The organism is Bacillus sp. CBEL-1, assembly GCF_004348885.1.
Taxonomy (GTDB): Bacteria; Bacillota; Bacilli; order Bacillales; family Bacillaceae_H; genus Priestia; species Priestia aryabhattai_A.
On the sequence record NZ_SBIM01000013.1, the window covers coordinates 297232 to 316705 of the forward strand.

At 37.9% G+C, this 19474-nt stretch carries 23 protein-coding genes; 3 read left to right on the forward strand and 20 right to left on the reverse strand.

What is annotated here, in order from left to right; translation table 11 throughout:
• Positions 1–57: 57 nt before the first annotated feature.
• The 6 genes from EPL02_RS11580 to EPL02_RS11605 all read right to left on the reverse strand — a co-directional run bounded on the left by EPL02_RS11580 (position 58) and on the right by EPL02_RS11605 (position 4923).
• The gene (locus EPL02_RS11580) at positions 58–1143 is read right to left on the reverse strand and encodes a DUF871 domain-containing protein (protein ID WP_094910251.1); all 1086 of its coding nucleotides are present in this window, start codon (positions 1141–1143) and stop codon (positions 58–60) included.
• Positions 1144–1175: 32 nt separating this feature from the next.
• The gene (locus EPL02_RS11585; protein WP_094910252.1) at positions 1176–1505 is read right to left on the reverse strand and encodes a PTS lactose/cellobiose transporter subunit IIA; all 330 of its coding nucleotides are present in this window, start codon (positions 1503–1505) and stop codon (positions 1176–1178) included.
• Between the two features lie 66 nt (positions 1506–1571).
• A complete protein-coding gene (locus tag EPL02_RS11590) occupies positions 1572–2915 on the reverse strand; it encodes a 6-phospho-beta-glucosidase (RefSeq protein WP_131887791.1) in 1344 nt (447 codons plus the stop codon).
• Positions 2916–2934: 19 nt separating this feature from the next.
• Positions 2935–3219, reverse strand: coding sequence for a hypothetical protein (locus EPL02_RS11595; RefSeq protein ID WP_131887792.1), 285 nt, complete (start codon positions 3217–3219; stop codon positions 2935–2937).
• A 65-nt stretch (positions 3220–3284) separates the two neighbouring features.
• Positions 3285–4574, reverse strand: a complete 1290-nt coding sequence (locus tag EPL02_RS11600) for a PTS sugar transporter subunit IIC (protein WP_094910255.1) — start codon at positions 4572–4574, stop codon at positions 3285–3287.
• Between the two features lie 40 nt (positions 4575–4614).
• Positions 4615–4923 (reverse strand): PTS sugar transporter subunit IIB, encoded by a 309-nt coding sequence (locus tag EPL02_RS11605; protein WP_094910256.1) that lies wholly within the window; start codon positions 4921–4923, stop codon positions 4615–4617.
• A gap of 379 nt (positions 4924–5302) precedes the next feature.
• Here EPL02_RS11605 and EPL02_RS11610 point away from each other — a divergent pair, with 379 nt between their 5' ends.
• On the forward strand, positions 5303–6910 hold the full coding sequence (locus EPL02_RS11610) for a glycoside hydrolase family 10-like protein (RefSeq protein ID WP_131887793.1): 1608 nt from the start codon (positions 5303–5305) through the stop codon (positions 6908–6910).
• A gap of 530 nt (positions 6911–7440) precedes the next feature.
• On the forward strand, positions 7441–7716 hold the full coding sequence (locus tag EPL02_RS11615) for an AbrB/MazE/SpoVT family DNA-binding domain-containing protein (protein ID WP_094910258.1): 276 nt from the start codon (positions 7441–7443) through the stop codon (positions 7714–7716).
• Between the two features lie 159 nt (positions 7717–7875).
• On the opposite strand, the gene EPL02_RS11620 is transcribed toward EPL02_RS11615, so the two are convergent.
• The 5 genes from EPL02_RS11620 to EPL02_RS11645 all read right to left on the reverse strand — a co-directional run bounded on the left by EPL02_RS11620 (position 7876) and on the right by EPL02_RS11645 (position 11898).
• The gene (locus tag EPL02_RS11620; RefSeq protein ID WP_094910259.1) at positions 7876–8370 is read right to left on the reverse strand and encodes a hypothetical protein; all 495 of its coding nucleotides are present in this window, start codon (positions 8368–8370) and stop codon (positions 7876–7878) included.
• The gene (locus EPL02_RS11625; RefSeq protein WP_131887794.1) at positions 8367–8780 is read right to left on the reverse strand and encodes a bleomycin resistance protein; all 414 of its coding nucleotides are present in this window, start codon (positions 8778–8780) and stop codon (positions 8367–8369) included. The genes EPL02_RS11620 and EPL02_RS11625 overlap by 4 nt, the downstream gene beginning before the upstream one ends.
• Before the next feature lie 34 nt (positions 8781–8814).
• Positions 8815–9375 (reverse strand): GNAT family N-acetyltransferase, encoded by a 561-nt coding sequence (locus EPL02_RS11630; protein ID WP_131887795.1) that lies wholly within the window; start codon positions 9373–9375, stop codon positions 8815–8817.
• Positions 9376–9516: 141 nt separating this feature from the next.
• Complete coding sequence (locus EPL02_RS11635; RefSeq protein ID WP_131887796.1) at positions 9517–10062, reverse strand: hypothetical protein; 546 nt, start codon at positions 10060–10062, stop codon at positions 9517–9519.
• A 408-nt stretch (positions 10063–10470) separates the two neighbouring features.
• Complete coding sequence (locus EPL02_RS11645; protein WP_131887797.1) at positions 10471–11898, reverse strand: Ig-like domain-containing protein; 1428 nt, start codon at positions 11896–11898, stop codon at positions 10471–10473.
• A gap of 228 nt (positions 11899–12126) precedes the next feature.
• Here EPL02_RS11645 and EPL02_RS11650 point away from each other — a divergent pair, with 228 nt between their 5' ends.
• Positions 12127–13116: a ketoacyl-ACP synthase III gene (locus EPL02_RS11650; RefSeq protein WP_076513478.1), complete on the forward strand. Its 990-nt coding sequence runs from the start codon at positions 12127–12129 to the stop codon at positions 13114–13116.
• A 267-nt stretch (positions 13117–13383) separates the two neighbouring features.
• Here EPL02_RS11650 and EPL02_RS11660 read toward each other — a convergent pair whose 3' ends face one another.
• From EPL02_RS11660 to EPL02_RS11700, 9 genes are all read right to left on the reverse strand, one after another.
• A complete protein-coding gene (locus EPL02_RS11660; protein ID WP_078989661.1) occupies positions 13384–14328 on the reverse strand; it encodes a ring-cleaving dioxygenase in 945 nt (314 codons plus the stop codon).
• A gap of 27 nt (positions 14329–14355) precedes the next feature.
• Entirely contained in the window at positions 14356–15153 is a 798-nt protein-coding gene (locus tag EPL02_RS11665; protein WP_076513481.1) for an HNH endonuclease signature motif containing protein, read from the reverse strand.
• 101 nt (positions 15154–15254) lie between these two features.
• Positions 15255–15581: a nucleoside triphosphate pyrophosphohydrolase gene (locus EPL02_RS11670; protein WP_078989660.1), complete on the reverse strand. Its 327-nt coding sequence runs from the start codon at positions 15579–15581 to the stop codon at positions 15255–15257.
• Positions 15582–15769: 188 nt separating this feature from the next.
• Positions 15770–15994, reverse strand: a complete 225-nt coding sequence (locus tag EPL02_RS11675; protein ID WP_076513485.1) for a hypothetical protein — start codon at positions 15992–15994, stop codon at positions 15770–15772.
• Between the two features lie 74 nt (positions 15995–16068).
• On the reverse strand, positions 16069–16512 hold the full coding sequence (locus tag EPL02_RS11680) for a hypothetical protein (RefSeq protein WP_094910265.1): 444 nt from the start codon (positions 16510–16512) through the stop codon (positions 16069–16071).
• Positions 16513–16569: 57 nt separating this feature from the next.
• The gene (locus EPL02_RS11685) at positions 16570–16818 is read right to left on the reverse strand and encodes a hypothetical protein (RefSeq protein ID WP_286175486.1); all 249 of its coding nucleotides are present in this window, start codon (positions 16816–16818) and stop codon (positions 16570–16572) included.
• Between the two features lie 61 nt (positions 16819–16879).
• Complete coding sequence (locus tag EPL02_RS11690) at positions 16880–17353, reverse strand: hypothetical protein (protein ID WP_094910267.1); 474 nt, start codon at positions 17351–17353, stop codon at positions 16880–16882.
• Positions 17354–17491: 138 nt separating this feature from the next.
• Positions 17492–18697, reverse strand: coding sequence for an MFS transporter (locus tag EPL02_RS11695; protein WP_131887798.1), 1206 nt, complete (start codon positions 18695–18697; stop codon positions 17492–17494).
• A 136-nt stretch (positions 18698–18833) separates the two neighbouring features.
• A complete protein-coding gene (locus EPL02_RS11700) occupies positions 18834–19403 on the reverse strand; it encodes a TetR/AcrR family transcriptional regulator (protein WP_094910269.1) in 570 nt (189 codons plus the stop codon).
• Between the last annotated feature and the right edge of the window lie 71 nt (positions 19404–19474).

Below are 19474 nucleotides of genomic sequence, written 5' to 3' on the forward strand. Positions count from 1 at the left end.
AGCGGAAGGAAATCTTTATTTTCCCCTCCGCATCATCACAGTGAAACACATTTGATTCTATCTGATTGAGAATGCAAACTTCCCCCAAGGCTCTAAATAATCAAGCAAAAAGATTTCCTCTTCCACTATGCGACCCACAACATTTGTTTTCCCAGAGTTCTCCATGTCCTGTAGTGCGATCTGCAACTCACCTTTATACTGGCCGTAAAGCTCGTTTTCGATTAGTATATCGCCTCGCTTAATAGGAGGTGTATAAGTAGGTTTGAACTCTTCTGCTTTATATTTCACGCGTGACTGAGTAGAGCGAATAAGATAATCAGACACGTCGCCACGGTAAAAATGCGGCTCTTCTAAAACGATTTTTTTCTCTAAGTCCGTAATCGTTTCATGCAACTGGATAGCAAAAGTTAGCTTTTCTTTGTTGATTTCACTCAGAGCCTGTAACTCTTCTTCAGAAGCATAAGCATTGGCAATGATCACTTCATCGATGAGACCAGTAGCATATAAGTGCTTTGCTTGCGTAACAATCGGCAGTTCTCGGTGCATCTCCACCGTGCATAACCCTTCTGTCACTGGCCAAGGACCGAAAGTAGCATCATGCGAACTAATAAAAGCAGCGGTAGGAATATTATGTTCCTTAAACTGTTTGCTACATTTGACAAAGTGTTTATAGCTTAACCCTGCATAGCGGTGTGGATAAAAGTTATGCGAGCCCACTAAGTTGCTTACTTTTGGCTTGTAGGCCATAATGTTATCCAAATAGCTTGTAGCATTGCTCATAGGAATTTCAATTTTCAAATCATAGGGATTATACGTCATCATAGATTCTTCATTTCCTGTAAAACCCATGTCTAAGCGCAAGCCCCAAACACCTAACTCGTGAAAGAAGGACAAGTCATTGTAAGAAATGCCAAGCTGATTAAAAATACGAGGAGCAATGTCCACCATCACTTCCATCCCCAGCTCGTTAGCATAATCAATGCTTTCTTTAAAGCTCTTCATGACTTTCTCTTTATCCCCTTCTACTGAAAGTAAACAAGTGAAGATTTTTTTAAATCCGTACTGATGTGCCAAAGCAATGTACGCTTTATCTTTTTCTACCGTTGAATGTTCCGGATAAATGGAAATACCTAGTTTTTTCATTGCAGATTCCGCCTCTCCTGATATGCTTTTTCTTATGTACGAGATACTTTTTTGACGATTCGAATCATATGTTCAATTAACTTTTGTTCACTGATAGCCGTCATTAAGTGATCTTGAGCGTGAATCATGAGCAGCGTTTTATCTGCAGGGTTCCCATTAAGCTCTGCTTGAATAAGCTTTGTTTGCGTTTTATGCGCTAATCCTAGTTCATCTGACGCTTCTTTAATCAAACGTTCTGCATCTTCAAACTTTAGCTCTTCAGCCGCTTCAAGCGCTTCATACGCTAAGCTTCGTGCGTTTCCTGCGTGTGAGATAATCTCGAAGATTTCCATTTCGTTGTTATGGCTTAATTCTGTTGTCATTGGTGAATCCCCCTAAAGTTATCATTTTAATAGTATGAGTGAAAAACCTAATCAAGTTAGGAGCTATTAGTGTTGTTTAACATGCTCTTTTGATTGATTAAAAAAGGCTGGTAAATACGGTTCATGTGCTTCTAAAAGAGACTGAAGCACGCGCTCAGCCATCTCATCACTTGGAATTAATGGATTGATTGTTAATGCTAGCAATGCCTTTTCATACGAGCCGGTAACGGCTGCTTCTGCACCGAGTCTCTCAAATGATTTAATTTGCTGTACAAGACCTTGAAGGTGTACAGGCAATTCTCCAACCGTAATAGGAATTGGACCATTTTTTGTCACAATGCAGTTAACTTCTACTGCTGATAAATAGTCAATCTGTTGAATCGCACCTTTATTTTGCACGTTTAATACTTGAACATCTTTTTTATCATTATAAATAGAAGAGATAACGTTACAAGCTGCATCGCTATAGTAAGCACCACCACGCTGCTCTAACTGTGGAGGCTTGATGGTTAAGGTAGGATCTTTATAAAGCTCAAACAATTCTTCTTCTAATTTTTTCACAACTTCTGCTCTTGTTTTACCATTCTTAAACGCTTCCAATTCTTCATCCAATATATCCTTAGTTTTGTAGTAGTAGCGGTGATATGGACATGGTACAGCTCCCAATGCTTTTAAGAACTGCTGATTCCATGGAAGCGGAGCAATATTTTTCATGCTTAATTGAATAGCTGGGTCCCCGAGCATCTCAAGAACTTTTTCTGTAACATCTTGGTCATCTAAGTAGACATGTAATCCAAAAAGCATATGGTTTAAGCCGGCAAATTCAATATAGACACGCTCCATCTCAACATCTAGCATTTTAGAAATAGATAGGTGCATATTAAACGGGACGTTGCATACGCCAATAACTTTCTTGTGAGCGCTATAGCGTAAAAGAGCTTCCGTTACCATTCCGGCTGGATTTGTAAAATTAATAAGCCAGGCATCTGGACAAAGTTCCTGCATTTCTTCCGTAATTTCTAGAAGTATAGGAATTGTTCTCAATCCTTTAAACAACCCACCAGCACCGTTTGTTTCTTGACCAATCATTCCCATCTCAAGCGGAATGCGCTCGTCTTTTATTCGTGCATCCAGTAAACCAACCCTCATTTGAGTTGTGACAAAATCTGCATTCTTTAGCGCTTGACGGCGATCTAGCGTAATATGTACATCAATAGGAACGCCCGCTTTCTTTACCATTCTCTTTGCTAATTCCCCTACAATTTCAAGCTTTTCTTTTCCCGCTTCAATATCTACTAGCCATAATTCTTTGATTGGCAGCTCATGATATCGTTTAATGAATCCCTCTACTAGCTCTGGCGTATAGCTAGAGCCTCCTCCAATGGTAACGACTTTAAGTCCTTTCTCCATCCTTGACACCCCTTGTTTTTCATTTATAAACAATAAAATAACCAGCGATTGCACTTAAAAACAGCAGTGAGAAAAATAAGGTATAACATTGCTTCTTACCTTTGATCTTACCTTCAACAACACTAAGAATGAACGTTAAACTACCGCTAATGGCGAACATGTTACCAATATAAAGAGCATGATTATACCCAACACCCAGCGCGCTCATCACATAGTTAAAAATAAGATTAAAGATAAGAATAAAACCAAAGAATAAAAATGCGCTTCTATAGCTAAAAAAATGAATCCCAGATGTATTGTTCACCGTTTCCTCCCCTAAATTCAACGTAGGAAGTATGAAGTAAACACTCATACTTCCTATCGTTTCATTTATAAAGCAATATTATTTTCTTTCGACGTCTCAATCGTTCCTTCTTGTTCAACTAATTTTCTATCATACATTTTAAAGAACGGAAGATAGATAAAGAACGAAATTGCAATATTAGTTAAGCATAAAACAATCGCTCGCCAATCTCCTCCCGTTGACAAGTACGCACCAATTGGAGCTGGTAACGTCCAAGGCACCATTACATACGTTGGATTTACCAGACCCATAGCCGTGGCAACGTAAGCTACTGTTGCGCCAACTAAAGGCGTAACAATAAATGGGATAATTAAAATTGGGTTTAATACGATTGGTGTTCCGAAAATAACCGGTTCGTTAATGTTAAAAATACTAGGAATGATCGTTGCTCTTCCTAAAGTCTTACTGTATTTTGATTTCGCCGCAATTAGCATTGCTAATACTAAGCCAATCGTTGCACCAGATCCTCCAATCCAAATAAACCATTGGAAAAATGTTTCAGGTGCTACGTGAGGAATCGCTTTTCCAGCTGCTACTGCTGCAGAATTGTTCGCTAGATAAACTTCCCATACCGGTCTAGCTACTGCACCTACAACCGATACGCCATGAATACCAAATGACCAGAAGAACGTAATTAAAAATACTGGAATCAATACGCCAGGAAGTGTATCTCCCGCTTTAATGAGCGGTGCTACTGCTTTATCTACCAGCGAATGCATGTCAATGTTAAACGTAACCGTAATAATCGTCATGATAACCAGTACAATGGTTACTGGTATTAAAGCTTCAAATGAACGTGCTACTGATGTAGGTACTGAATCAGGCATTTTAATCGTGACATTTTTTGCTTTACAGAACCTCAATACTTCAACAGAAAAGATTGAAACAAGCATTCCAACGAACAAACCGTGTCCTCCTAGATTTGTCATTGGCAATACGAACCCAATGTTTTCCACTGTTTCAATACCTATTGTGAATAGGAAAGATGCTACTGATAAAAGACCGCCAGATAGCGGATCTAGTTTATAGCTTTGCGAAAGGCTATACCCAATTCCAAACGTTATGTATAGCGTCATGATAAACATCGTTAAGCGATATGGAATTAAGATTTCCGCTGCGTGTTTAGCTGCCCATTCCCCTAATGCTGAATCAGCTGCAACTGGTGGAAATGCGATGATAAGAAACAAGCTTCCAAAAATGATAAACGGTAAAGCCGAAACTACCCCATCCCTTATCGCTCGCAAGTGCTTTTGTTCAGATAATTTAGCCATAGGCGTTGATAAATTATTCTCTAAAAAAGCAACAAACTTGTTCATGTATTATTTTCCCCTTTGTTTAATTAATAGTTACATACATTTATTTGCTTACAAGCTCGTTAACTAGCTTTAATAGAGTAGGTCCTCCAAGCGGACTGTATGCTTGTGGCGGAATAACCTGACAAGGAACTCCAGCTTCATCAGCAGACTGCTTAAATGTATCAAAACGATGTCTCACTTGAGGTGCTACCATTGAAACATCCCACCCGTTACGAACCTCTGCATCAAACTCTTGAGTGCCTACTGCTAGAACTTCTAAATCAATATTATGTTTTTTACCTTCATTTTTTAAAGCGTTTACAACAATTGCACTGGACATTCCACCTGCACATACAAACAATACTTTCATTCTTAATTCCTCCCCAATACTTTTATCAGAATTGTTAAAACCCTGAGATATTCATGATAAATCTAGCAATAACTTTACTCTTTCTTAACTCTTTGTAGCGCAGCTTATCTTAAAACGTTAACTAGATGCTTTCTATGCTGTAATGTGGAATCAACCCCTATCATTCACCTCCACCAAATGATGTAGCAACAGGCATCGCTAGTTCAAAGAGATATTGCTAACTTTTATCTTTAATTGAAAATATATCATTTTTAAAATTAATTATCAATGTATTTTATATTTTTTAAAAATAAATTTTAATTAGTCTATCAATCTAGTAACTTGTAAAGTATAATATCTATTGAAAACGCTAACAACTTTATAGAAATGAGGTTATAAGATGATTAAGAAGAAAAAATTTAGAAGTTTATTAATCGCGTCAGTTATAGGTAGCTCCGTGTTATTACCATCTGCTACGATTGGATACGCAGATACAATACCATCTCAAGGGGCAAATCAACCTAAATATGTAAAACACGAACTAAGAGCAGCATGGATGGCTAGCGTATTAAATATTGATTGGCCATCAAAACCTGGTTTATCAATCCCTCAACAAAAAGCTGAGTTCATTCAATACCTAGATGAACAAAAACAGATGGGGATGAATGCAGTTGTTATGCAAATAAAGCCGACTGCCGATGCGTTTTACCCCTCTAAATACGGATTATGGTCCGAATATTTAACAGGAACGCAAGGGAAAGACCCTGGATATGATCCTTTAGCATTTATGGTTGAAGAAGCTCACAAGCGAAACATGGAATTTCACGCATGGTTTAACCCTTATCGAATCACAATGTCTCTTGGAAAAGAAGCTAACCTCTCAGACCTTCAAAAACTGCCTGAAAACCACCCTGCTCGTCAGCACCCTGAATGGGTAGTTCCTTATGGACAGCAGCTATATTTTAACCCTGGAGTACCAGAAGTACAGAAATTTGTCATTGATGGAATCATGGAAGTCGTAAAAAACTATGACATCGATGCCGTTCATATGGATGACTACTTTTACCCATACAAAATTGCTGGAAAAGAGTTTCCTGATCAAAACACCTATGAACAATACGGAAAAAATCAATTTAGTAATATAGCAGACTGGCGTCGTGATAATGTTAACAATCTCGTAAAAGATATCAACGAAGCAATAAAAGCTGAAAAGTCCTATGTGAAGTTCGGTATTAGCCCATTTGGAGTGTGGAGAAATAAAAACGTAGATCCTACAGGCTCAGATACAGCTGCGGGACAAACAAATTATGATGATTTGTACGCAGATACGCGAACGTGGATTAACAATGGAGATATTGACTACATTGCTCCTCAATTATACTGGAACATCGGACTTCCTGTAGCGGATTATGCTAAGCTCTTAGACTGGTGGTCAAAAGAAGTAGAAGGCAAAGATGTTCAGCTCTATATTGGACAAGCTACTTATAAAATTAATACAGAATCAAATGGTGTTCAAAATTGGTTTAATCCAGAAGAAATGCCAAACCAAATTAAACTTAATCGTACGTACGAAGCTTTTAAAGGAAGCATGCATTTTAGTGCGAAAGACTTAAGAAAAAATCCACTTGGCATTGCAGATCGCCTTTCCAATGAACTTTATAAACAGCCAGCGATTGTTCCCTCTATGCCATGGATTGACGATACGCCACCAGCATCACCAAAAGCAATTAATGTAAAGCAAAAACAAGAAGGCATTGAATTTAAAGTAAAAGAATCTAAGCACGATGACGCATCTTATTATGCAATTTATCGTTTTGATGGCAAAAAAGCCGGCGACATTAATGACTCTAATAACCTCTTAGATACCGTACGGTTAGAGCACTCCGATCAAACTTACCTTGACAAAACCGCTGTCAAAGGACAGGAGTATACATATGTAATCACAGCACTAGATCGTACTCATAATGAAAGCTCTCCATCAAGACCAATACCTGTACGAGCAAAATAATCAGTAAAAACAAAAAGCTGTTAAACTTAACAGCTTTTTGCTTTTTATAAATAACTCGCTACCACTGCGACAAAACCTCAAAATGCAAAGCTTGCAATTAGCTCTCCTTTATACCAATCTCCATGCATAGTGTAAATTCTTTCAGTAAAAAAACTATCCTAATATACATATCTAGCAACAGATATTCAGAACAATCGACAAATTCATTTAAAATACTACTTTTTCTTCAGTACAAACAATTACAAGCGCCCACCCTCTCCAAGTTTAGTTATTACAGTTATTCCAATAGTTTACGATACAAAATAGGTATTTCAAGAAGTAATTCCTTTATTTATGGATTGGTTTCGTTTAGTTATTCATTCTATGCATGTGAATCCCAAAAATTATTTTACATTCTTTTACAAGTGATTTTTTTTACTAATTACTATTCATATCATTAAAATTTAAACATTTATTACTACCTTTTCACATAATTTAAGTGTAGGATTAAAAACAATCCTGTTCATTCGAAACACCTTGAGGAGGAATATATGAAAAATCTAGGAATTGTACGAAAAGTAGATGAATTAGGTCGCGTTGTCATTCCAGTTGAAATGAGAAGAGTTTTAGGAATTAATATAAAAGATCCTCTGGAAATTTTCGTGAAAGACGGAGAGATTACATTAAAAAGGTTTGAACAGGATAATAGATGTCTCGTAACCGGAGAAGTAACGCCACAAAATAAGCGTTATGCAGAAGGTCTCATTTTAAGCCCCGTAGGTGCAAAGCTTTTATTTAATCAAATAAGAGAAGATTGGGATATTTAAAGAACAAACGGCTTTTGTTTTTTAAAATCATCAATAAAATAAATAGAATTAAATACCCCCTCCTGTAAAAGCACTCATATTGAGTGCCTTTTTTTGGAATATAATATTCATTTTAAATGCATCTTTTTAGTAAAAATTTCACCATTGTATATTTGGAAACTATTCGCCTTCTTCCCCTGCTTTCTTCGAACTTTGCAACACCTCTTCAACTCGCGTTAACACCTCTTTTTTTAACGTACATTCTGTCAACTTTAAATAATTATCACCGTATAAAAAGTCATCAATTAAATCACTAACCTCTACAAATGATGCTAGTTGTTTTGGAGAATCTAACTCATATATGATGAGGGTAGACAAATCATATACCTTATTGAAAAGATCATCTGGCTGATTCATTAGTTCTTCAAGCCTTTTATATACGACATATGTAGTGCATTCTTGTTCAGTTGGTACTTTTAGTTCAAGCTCTTCCACAGCTCTTCGAAAATAGTGTTCCGCTTCAAAAATATTATAAGGTTCTTGAAGCGCCGCAAGAATATATAAAGATGCAGATTCACAGTCACTCTCTATCATCGAAAAAGCCCATGGCAAGTAATGATCAGCAACGCTTACATTATTTTGATAAATATGATAGTGTAACTCTAGCGTGTTCATACTGCTTTCTCTCCTATATCCTCAGCTAGCCGTAGCAAATAACCGTCTGGATCCATAACTAAAAATTCTTGTTGTCCATAAAGTTTATCATCAACCCGATACCAGCTTTCTGTAAGTTCATACTTAATAGGATAAGCGTGAGCTTTTAACCGCCTGTAGATAACCTCAACATCCTCCACCATAATTTGAAAATTAATACCACGTCCATATGGATAAGCTAACTCACCTGTGCTCCAATATCCGTTTACTTGTTCAATCATAATTTCACATCCACCTAAGATTAACATGGCAAACTTGTCCTCTTTTCGTTCATATTTCACCTTGAATGTTAATAAGTTGATGTAAAAGTCCAAGCTTTTCTCTATATTTGAAACTGATAGCTCGGGTGTTAGTGTAGGTCCTGTAAGCATATGCTGGTTTCCTTTCATTGAGAGCTACTTTTAATTATGCAAAAGCGTCCCACTCGGTTTTTAAAATGCCCATTTTCACTGCATCATAATATTTTCCATCTACCATTCTAGCATCTCGAATTCTCGCTTCTTCTTTCATTCCAATTTTATTGGCGACCTTGAGCATTCGATGATTTCCAGACCAAGTTGACATACCTAAACGGTGTAAATTTGTATTCTCGAATAAAAAATCAATCCAAAGTCGATAAGCATCCGTTCCATACCCACCACTCCAATAGTCAGGATTATAAATAACGATTCCCGTTTCTGCCCAGTTGGTATTCCGGTCAACCCAATAGGTACCTACCGTTCCAATAAATTTACTGCTTCCTTTACCTTTAATAGCTAACTCTCTCGGAACGCCTGGTAACAGCTCATTTGCTTGAACCCATAGCTGTTTAAACTCTTCTTTTGACTTCCAAGGTTCCGGAATATACGGTCCGTTCCATTTTTTAGCTTCTTTTTGCTCTTCTTCGAATTTCCAATAATAATATTCGTCTAAATCACTATCGCTTAGTTCAGTTAGTACAGTTTTTTCTCCACAAATTTGAATCATCTCTACGTAACAACCTCCTCCATATACTCATTTTTATAACTTTTACCATATCCTAAGCTAGTTGGTATCAAAATACACTTATAGAGCTGCGCAGTAATAACCTAACTACTCGCATAGGTCCATTCAAAACAAAAAGGGTCCTCACTTCCATAGTTTAAGGTATTTCTTTTGATACTTTGGATCTGTTTCTGCTTCTATTAGCGTTAGTGCTTGTTGCTTTAACTTCTCATCATTTGTTTCATCATATAGATTTCGTAAGCTTTGAAGGACGTCATAACGAATAAGAGTAGCATTTTTTTCGTCTTTGCATGTATGAAAGCGATTAACTAAATGATGGAAAACTAACATCTTTTGTTGGTCTCCTGCTAACCCTACTTTCCAGATTGCCTGTAGAGCGTGACGCGCCGTGACAAATTTTTCATCCTTGGTTACGTTCCACAAGGAAACAAAATCAGTCAGTATTCGTTTTTCTTGATCGCTTTTTGCAAGACCTGCAAGAATTTGAGCACCTCTTGCTCTTTTATGGTTATCAGCATCTCCTAACCAGCTTACTAACTCATCCCACACTTCATAGGCCCAATCTACCTGTTCAGAAGTTGCGTTTATAATACTTTGAAAAGCTTCATATTGAATACGCTTATCAGGTGCGTCTAAGTTTTTGAAATAACTTCTAATGAGCTCGTTCATTGGTTCCTCCATTGATACTATTTAAGTTTATATCCTGCGTATATTTTACCATATGAAATTTTTCATCTTTTACTTATACATAAAAAATCTCCTTTTTAACCAACCTAAAGTTTAGGAAGAAATAGGAAAGGATGTGAAGATGAATTTTATATGGCAATCGCTTATTTTAATCCTAGCAGGCATCTTTTTATTGAGGATAGCTGGTAGGAGAATTTAAAAACTTAATGAATCTTTATTTTCCTCACTTAGCCCAGCAATTAGAGAACACGCCACCTAGTGACACAGGAACTCAACAGGATCTTTTTCAGGAGATTAACCACCCAAAAGCCGATACCCCTTGTTATTTACAATGAGCTCTCATAGAAAATGCACCTCAGCTAAAATTCTGAAGTGCATTTTTTATGTTTATTAGCGCTTTACAACCGTTACATACGAAAGCTTACTCACATTTCCAGCTGCGTCTTTTGCCGTTACGTTTAGAAGAGTTCCTTTTTTCTGTTCCGCAATTTTTACTGAATACACGCCTTTAGAGTTCGCTTTTGCATACCCCAATCTGTTTTTACCAACATTCACCGTTACCGTTGAATTTGCTTCCGCTTTACCCGTCACTACTTTATCAGTTTCTTTTACTTTATTAACCGTTGGTTTTGCGGGTGGCGTCACATCAGCTTTTACAACTTTGACATAGGATAAGCTGCTCACGTTTCCAGCTGCGTCTTTTGCCGTTACGTTTAGCGTTGTTCCTGCTTTTTGAACAGGAATACTAACAGAAAATGATCCGTTTGAGCTGGCTTTTACATAGCCAATCCGATTTTTACCAACGTTTACCGTTACCGTTGAGTTTGCTTCTGCTTTTCCTGTAATGACCTTATCGTTATCATCAACTTGATTAACGATTGGCTTCGCAGGTGGGGTCACGTCAACGCTTGCTACTTTTACATATGCTAAACTGCTCACGTTTCCAGCTGCGTCTTTTGCCGTTACGTTTAACGTTGTTCCGACTTTTTGTGATGGAATTGCAACGGAGAACGTTCCGCTCGCATTTGCTTTCGCATAGCCAATTCGATTTTTACCAACATTCACCGTTACTGTTGAGTTTGCTTCTGCTTTTCCAGTGATTACTTTATCATTGTTCGTAACTTGATTCACTACAGGCTTTGCTGGAGCAACATTATCAAAAAACGCGGCTGACAAAATATAAATATCTTCTTCCGTATTATCATCAAGGTCATCAATATTATCAAAGTCAATGACTGGAACATAATAAGTACCAGCTTTGCTTACTTGATAAACCTGCGTTTCAATTTCTTCGTCAAACTCGCTTCCTAAGTAGCTTACATTATTATCTTTATAATCTTTTTCCGTAACCGTAAAGCCTAATTCAATTGCAGGTGAAGAAGCCCCCCCTGCTATAATAAATGCGCCAGCTGTAGGAACATTCACTTTATACATGTCCAAATCGTAAAGGGGTAAAAGCTGTCCGATTAATGTGTTACCATAAGACATTGTATTTGCTGTATGAAAATCATCATTTGGCTCTGATTCAAAAACAATTTCTTCATTGTCAAAACTTGCACTTGATCGCTGAAGGCTTTTTGCTGATCTATTCGAAAATGGTACTGGCATATTTAACGACTTCAAAACATCTGACTTTACTGCGTTCATCACGTCTGGCTTCACAATGTTTTTTTCTAGTTTTTTGCTCGCTTCTGCTTGCTCTTCGATTGCTTTTTTTGATACATCGTAATTATTCTCTTGTGCGTAACCTGTCCCCATTGATAACGAAGAAACCAATAATCCTGCAGTTAATGCTGTAACAACCTTCTTCTTACTCATCAAAAATCCCCCTAAACCCCATTTGGTTACTTTTTACTCACGACTATAATACTACTATTTTTCTAATAAAACTATTAATTTCTACATCTATTTTTCGACAAAATCCTACCTTAATTTATGTAAAAGCTTTTTAATGATAAGAATATTAAATATACAATGATTGACAATTTTGTAATCTAGTACTAACATTTAATAATATAACCTAGTCATAGAGAAAGGTGTTTTAAAATGAATTCTTCAGCACGTATTACCGCTATTGGGACCTATGTTCCTGAAAATAAACTAACTAATGACCAACTTGAACAACTTGTTGATACTAGCGATGAATGGATTGTACAAAGGACAGGTATGAAAGAAAGAAGAATTGCAAGCAGTGAGGAGTACTCTTCTCATCTAGCGTTTAAAGCAATTGAAAACTTAGTAGCAAGCTATCACAAAAATATCCATGACGTCGACTGTATTATCGTTGCCACTACGACACCTGACTATGCCTTTCCGAGCGTAGCTTGTCAAATTCAAGATTACTTTGAGATTAATAGTGCAGGAACATTCGATTTTAACGCAACGTGCGCTGGCTTTACTTACGGATTACATATCGCTAATAGCTTTATCACATCTGGATTACACCAAAAAGTCTTAGTCGTTACAGCAGAGACGCTATCAAAAGTAACGGATTATAAAGACCGCTCTACCTGCATCTTATTTGGCGACGGAGCAGCAGCTGTATTAGTTGAACAAGATTTTGAAAGTCCAAGCTTTATAGCAACTCATATGGGATCAAAGGGCAGCGGTGGTAAGCATGTGTATCGAACAAACTTATCTGTAACGATGAACGGAGAACAGCTTAAAACCCCTGGGAAAATGGTTCAAAATGGACGTGAAGTGTATAAATGGGCTACCAGAACCGTTCCAGCAGGTATTGATTCGCTTTTACAACAAACCAATCTTCAAAAAGAAAACATTGATTGGTTCGTCCCGCACAGCGCAAACTTGCGTATGATTGAATCCATTTGTGAAAAAGCTGAATTCCCCCGCGAAAAACTATTAACAAGCGTCGAGTATTACGGCAATACATCAGCTGTTTCCATTCCTCTCGCTTTACAGCTTGCCTTAAAAGAGGGTAAGTTGCAGAAAAATCATCTTGTACTTCTGTATGGGTTTGGAGGAGGACTAACTCATGCAGGTCATATCATTAGATGGAGCCTCGATGAACGTTAAACCTTTTTTTCATATTGTTTATGGAAGGAGTTAAGGACGATATCTACGAATAAAGAATCAAAGTTAGACAAATGGCGTGCTAAATACGGAACAATAACTATCGGATGCAGCAGCTTAGTAACTACCTATTCGAACTGGGGCAGCAACTGGTTTTGGACGATTCTTGGCGTAATTGTAGGGCTAACATGCGTCACTATGGGCATTTTCGACCTTAAAAAACACACAACGAAATACAAAAAAGCATAGCCATAAAAGCAGCTGTGCTTTCTATATATCTAGTGGACGCAAATTCGCCTCAATTTCTGCTCGACGCGGTTCTAAAAATGGTGGTAGAGCGAGCTTCTCTCCCATCGTTTCTTTTGGTTCGTCGGTTGCAAAGCCAGGCGTATCGGTTGAAAGTTCAAACAAAATGCCGTTTGGCTCTCTAAAGTAAATCGCTTTAAAATAGTAGCGTTCGACTTCGCCTGAATGAGGAATACGAGCCTGCTTTAAGCGCTCAAGCCAGTAGCGGTATTCTTGCTCATTTGGAACACGAAACGCAACGTGATGAACGCCACCTCTTCCTAGCCTTGCTTTTGGCACACCAGGTTCTTCTACAATATGTACTTCAGCTCCGCTTCCCCCTTCTCCTGTTGCATACACTTCCATTGAATCATAAGATCTTACATGACGAAAGCCCATAACGTTTGTTAAGATATCTGCTGTTAGCTTCGCTTCTGCAACTGTTAAGGTAACAGGGCCTAAGCCAATAATCGCATGATTCTCCTCAATATCTTCTCGCTTCCAAGGAACACCGGCACGTACACCTTTTTCTCCGTCATCTGCAACAAGCATGAGGCGTGTGCCTTCGTAATCACGAAACGCAAGTGCGTTGCGACCTGCTTGAGTTGTCAGCTCATCGTGATCGATTTGTAGCTCTTCAAAGCGCTGTTTCCAATAGTAAAGCGACTCCGTCGTGGGCACACGCAAGGATACGGTTGAAATATCTGTTGTTCCAGGATAGGTTCTACCAAGACCAGGAATATCAAAATAAGTGACTTCCGTTCCCGGTGTCCCTTCTGCATCTGCATAAAAAAGATGATAGGATTGCGGATTATCTTGATTAACCGTCTTTTTTACAAGACGCATCCCCAGTACATTGGTAAAGAAGTCATAATTTTTTTCGGCTTTTCCCGTTAAAATTGAAACGTGATGCAGACCTAGTAGTTCCATTACTTTCACGCCTTTCTATTCGTTCCATTACTGAACTGCTTCTAATTCTTTTTCTTTAATTAGTATACCCAACCTTGCATTGTAATTTTCTCCACCCTGTCCGTGGTGAATGTGACTATGGCAAATGGGACAAAGTGCCGCAACTTGATCCACTTTGTTTAACCCGCTGTCAGTTAAGTGGTTGATGTGGTGAATCTCTAAATACGGCATTCCTTTTTTATCTTTAAATGATGCTGGTGCTCCGCATGATTCACACTTTCCGTTCGCTCGCACTTTCACATAATGATTAAGGAGTGCTATCTTTTTCGTTAAGCTCTTTTCCTCATAGAACCGTTCTAATAACTCTTCTTTTACCGTTGAGTCAATGTTAACTGCGTTCGCTTTCTCTTCTAATATATGGTTGCGTTTTAGTTCAAACATAATCGCTTCCCGAAAGCTTCCGTCTGCATCCCACATCAACTCAAGCTGATGGTTTGCATACGTCATCTCGTCTAAAAACTCGACAATCCCAGGCTCTACGTACTGAAATAAATAGATGGTTTCGCCGTTCGCTGCGTGTTCCATCACGGCTTTATTTCCTTTAATTAGCTGCATCGTACCGCGCTGTCCTTCTCCAGTGTAAAAAAAGGTTGTTTGATCATCGTTCCACCCATGAGAAGTACCGTATTCTTCACCACTCATCTTTGTAAAAATAAAGATATATGGGTGCTCTTTTGGCGTTGAAATTTCACTTTGCTCCTGCCCTTTATAAAGATCATGAATTTGCTTGCGGCGATATCGCTTTCCTCGTACAAAAGCCTCACCAAACTGTAAATCTGTAATCACAATTGTGCCCCCTGATGTAGATCTCTTTTCTTAGTTTTAGTGTACCATAAAAAAGCACAACTTGAGGTTAGTTGTGCTTAAAAAGGTTTGTATAGTAAGAGTTATTGATCTTCCACTTCTACTAAAAAAACTCTATTATTAAAGCCGCCTTTCTCATCCGCTTTTTGCTGACGCACATGTTCCAACTGCTCAGGAGTTGCGCCATTTAACGCAGCAAGCGCATAAACAACTTCTAGTAAGTCCGCAAGCTCTTCTACAGCCTCGTGCTCCGTTTTCGCTTCTATATATTCGCCCCATTCTTCTTCAGCTTTTTTCTTTAATTCCTTTTTGTATTCATCAATAGTTAAGTTGCTTGTTGTATATCTCTTTCCACTTTGTTCGATAATCTGCGGAATATAATCACGGACTAGCTTATTATAAATAGGCATTGGATCGGCTCCTTTTCCCTTAATAATATGACTAATTATACTAAAGAGTGGAAATAAGTTGTAGTAAAGCGAATCGTCATAAATGGTATATTTTCTCTATTATGCTATTGACGAAACAAACACACACGTTCTGTTATTAAAATATAACGAAAAAACTAAGCACCGTATATGCCTAGTTTTCCGCTACGTTATGAAAGTCGTTTTGAAATAAAAAAGGAAATTGTTGCTGCTAGCATTGCGACTACAAGCGGAAACATGTAGGCACTATCACCAAAGGTAACAGTACTTCCTAACGTTCCAACTTTTTCTGCCACCTCTGGATTGTACAGCATGGTTAGCAACATACCACTACCTACTTGAAATACAAGCATTAAGACGACAAAGCTAGCAATAAAGACTATGTAATTTTTCAATGAATATCGCCTCCCCTTTATTTCTATTACGAACGAACATTCAAAAAGGTTCATTTCGTGGAAAATAAAGTAATTTATTCTTCACTACTGTTCTTCAACAAGTTTTGAATATAAGAAGCATCTTCCACAGGAATTGTAGAATAGTCAACTTCATCCCACGTCTCACCCGTACGTTCCGCTATAACAGCTCCCTTATGGTTTAACCAAAGGCGAGATTCAACTAATAATGCTGATTGCTTCGGACTATTAAATGCTACGTAAAGATCCGGATTATTTATATCTACATTCGCGGTATCAATGCTTTCTCTGTGAGCGTAAATCATTGATAAGTTATCGACAGCAGCCTGATTTTCTAAGTCTGTAATGACCTTTTGGACTTCTGCTTCTCCGTTTTTCCCTTCACCAACCCAAATTTCCCGCGTGACTTGATCAGACGTCGACTTTCCAAATACATACCCTCCTAGAAAAATTAAAAGCGCACCTATTATAATCGCAAATGGCTTAAAATACCCTTTCATACAATAACCCCCTACAGTACTAATAAATTCAGTATATCATTATTTTTATAAGATTCGTTATTTTCTTCCTTTTAGCACTTTATAAGCTAAATAGGCTACAAAAATTCCGACTAGAATTGATAGCCCGAGCAAGTCCGGTAAAAATTTCAGCATCCAGATGCTGGCCATAACTGTCGAAACCGTTAAGTACTCAAGCCATTTTTCCCGGCTCAACTTTTTCTTGTTCGTTACAATTATGATGTATCCAATGGGCGGAGTAATAAAACAGATGATCATTAAACATTTATTTTGTAAGTACCAAGGCATCTTATTCAACAAAATCCCCCCTAACGTTTCCATAAAAAAACCTCTCTGAAACAGAGAGGTTTTAAACGATAGCAACAAACAAACTAAACACGACAATTGGAGCTACAAAAAAACCAAGTACGTGCTTCCAATGATATGGAGTCTTTTTTAATGCTAACAAGCGATCCACGATAAAGAAAAAAAGCAGCATTGGAATGAAAAAAAGTGATAAAACAAAGTGTAAAACACCCGTAATCCACCACTTGTACTTGCCTTCCCAACGATTTGTAATCGTTTGCGCAATTAGCTCTACCACAAAAGAGGTTAAAATAACGGCTGAGCCTACAATAAAAAAGTAGTACCCAAGTGCTAAAAAACTACCTTCTTTCTTAAACTCTCGAATAAAATTAAGGATAGTAAAGTCAGCTGGTTTATCCGCAGGCATGATCGCTGTTACAAACGCTAAAACACTGATGGCAACAATCATAATTAACCCTGCAATAAGCTTACGGCTAATTAAATAGCCCATCGACTTTACAGATGAGGTTTCATTCATATATTCGTTCCTTCCTTATGTATCTTCTCTACTTTTAGTAAGTAGCAACAATAATTTACTAAAAGTGTATGAAACAACCTGTCAAAAGTCAATGAAAAACGTCCTATCCACCAGGAATAGAACGTTTTTCATCCCTTTTTACTTCTCAACAACTGGATTTGGCTGGACTACTCGCTTTCCTACCGTTAACGATAAGACGAAACAAACGAATAAAACGATAGCCGCTGCTGCATATGGAAAGTTGATATCAATATCAAATAAAATCCCAGCAACAAGAGGCCCCGCGATGTTTCCTAAGCTGGTGTAAGCAGAATTTAAGCCGGCTACGTAGCCCTGCTGTTCTTGAGCAAGTTTTGACATTTGTGTACTAATAGCTGGTCGCAAAATATCGATTGCTAAAAACAGCGTAAACGTTACGACAACAATTAGCCAGTATGCATGCGTGAACAAAGTTAAAAGTACGAATAAGCCCGCTACGAACAGACAGGTTGAAATAACCTTTTTCTCGCCAAATTTATTAATAATCCAACCAAAGATAGTGAGCTGAACAACTGCTCCTGCAATGGAGCCAAATGTGATAATAAATGCTATATCTTTTGGCGTAAACCCAAATTTCTGATCTACAAACAAGCCAAACACCGTCTCATAATTCGCTAAGCCAAACGATGCAACAAATACAATAATTAAGCTTAAAAAGTACGGTTCCTTATAAGAGTTGCGTAACTGTGTAAATAAGCTCTGTTTTTCCGTTTGAAGTGGATCAGCCTTTACGCGTTCTTCCATCGGTGATTCAGGGAGAACAAATAGTGTAAGTAAAGCTGCGAAAGCCCCCGCCACCGCCGCTGAATAAAACGGTACTCGCATACCAAATTCAGCAATGAATCCACCGATTCCAGGGCCAATGATGAAGCCGGTTGTGATGGCTGCATTGATGTATCCCATTCCTGTTGCCCGCTCTTTTGGAGTTGTAATATCAGCTGTATACGCCATAACAGCTGGCATAATTAATGCAGCGCTAATCCCCCCCAGCATACGAGCGCCAAACAATAGTGCAGGTGCATTTGCAATTCCAAATAGCCACTCTGACACAGCAAAGATTACCATGCCGATCACAATCATTTTTTTACGACCAAAAGAATCGGATAATCTACCTGCAACAGGTGAGAAGATAAGCTGTGTTAACGAAAATGCAGCGACAAGCATTCCGACAATACTTCCGCTAATTTGTAGCTCAATCATATAGGTTGGCATAATAGGAATCACAAGACCTATTCCCATAAACACCAAAAAGATGTTAAGCATTAAGAGTAGCATAGCCCCTTTATTTCTTAACAGTAATGACATAAATAACCCTCCAACTTTCTCTTGTGTTCTCTATAAAACACGAAAACTATTTTTGTTTTTTTAGTTTTTTCAGCCGATAAAAGAGACTGACTTCACAAAATAAAAGGTCTGTCAGACTCTGTCACATGCGCTCTATTTAAAATGTTGATTTGACCTTACTTGTTAAAAGGCCGTGCAATAACATATCAACAATCGTATCGAGCGCATCTGATACGGTTAGTCGATTTTCTAAAAAGAAACTTCGATCTAAGGTCGAATTTACAGCATCAATGATTACTTTCATCATTAAATCAAGGTTGCGATTCACAATAATTCCTTCTTCTATCCCTTGCTTCATCAGCTCTCTCAGTGAGTCCCACTGGTTCAAAGCCATGTTTAACTGTTCCCACTGTGCCGGGTAGTAGCGCTTCATTTGCTCAATGATACGCAAGTCATAGAAGTCATTATACTCTGGAATAACGGTAATCACTCGCTTGATCTTGTCTACCAAAGATAGATTTTCATTATTCATAATCGCTTCGGTTTTCTGATCAAAATCCTGTAGCGTTTGAGTGATAATGGTATCTAGAATCTCTACTTTGGACGAGAAATGTTCGTACAGCGTCCGTTTACTAATACCCAGCCTTTTGGCTAAGTCATCCATTGTAAATTTCATTCCTTTATGATGAATTTCTTCGATAAATGCCTGCATAATTCGATCTTTCATTATCAGTCCTCCTCGTGATAAACTCATAAAACATTTTTAGTTTTTCTATTTTATCATTCTATCGCACTTCT